At 70.0% G+C, this 1,072-nt stretch carries 1 protein-coding gene; it reads right to left on the minus strand.

Annotation, left to right across the window (positions count from 1 at the left end; genetic code table 11):
• Positions 1-839 (minus strand): arylamine N-acetyltransferase (locus ACFWI9_RS34745; protein ID WP_387169404.1); only part of this gene is annotated, 839 nt, incomplete at its 3' end.
• Positions 840-1,072: the final 233 nt, after the last annotated feature.

Raw genomic sequence — 1,072 nt, forward strand, 5'->3', positions numbered from 1 at the left:
GGCTCACGCACCGCGGGCACCACCCCCAACTCGATCCCGAACCGCTCCCGGTACACCGTCAACACCTCCTCGTCCGTGGTCAGTTCACGTACGTCCCGCGTCCCGTCCGCCCCCGTCACCGTCAGAACGCGGCCGCTGAGCGTGACCCTCCCTCCGTCGTCCGTGAGCCGTGAACAGACCAGTGACCGGGTGAAGTGCGAGGCGGGCGACGTGCTGTGCCACCACGCTCCGACCACGAAGTCACCGAGCACCCGGGGCCGCGTCTCCAGCCGGTACTCGGGCCTTCCGTTCCGGACCACGTCCAAGTCCGCATCCACGTCCACGTCCACCACCCCGCCCCCGGCCCCCGTCCCGGCCCCGGCCGTATCCGGTCCCGACGCGGCAACCCTGAACGTGCCGCCGGGATCCTCCTGTTCGCCCCGCTCCTCGAAGGCCAGCGGATAGTGACTGTGCGTCCCGAACCCCACGTCGGCCAGCCACACTCCCCCGTCCACCGTCCGCACCCGCAGCGCGAGATGGTCGTACGGAATCCCCGGCCGCCCCTCGTCCCCGTACACCCGCGCCGCGAGCAGGGCGACATCGAAGCCCAGCGCGGTGAGCAACGCGCCGAACAGTCCGTTCAGTTCGTAGCAGAACCCGCCCCTGCCCGCGCCCACCACCTTCTCCAGCAGCCGGTCCTCCTCCAGCACGATCTCCTCTCCCAGATGGATCGACAGATTCTCGAAGGGCACGGTCTGCAGATGGCGCAGATGCAACTCACGCAGGACATCGACGGTGGGCGACGCCGGGTGCTGGACTCCCAGCCGGCGGAGATAGGCGTCAACCTGTGCGGGATTCATGCCCTCAGTCTCGCGCCACCCGCAGCTCACCGGCCCCATCCGTGCCCAGGGCCGTTACCCCTCTCATTCCCGAGTCACCCGAAGCCCGCCGCCCTCACCTCCCACCGCCAGCGCCCCGTCCACATCCGTCCGCAGGACCACCGCACCCATGGCCCGCAACGCCGCGACCGTGCTGGGGGCCGGGTGTCCATACACGTTATTCTCACCGCAGGAGATCAGCGCCAGCCGTGGGG

It is taken from the genome of Streptomyces sp. NPDC127084 (genome assembly GCF_042724175.1).
Classification (GTDB): Bacteria; Actinomycetota; Actinomycetes; order Streptomycetales; family Streptomycetaceae; genus Streptomyces.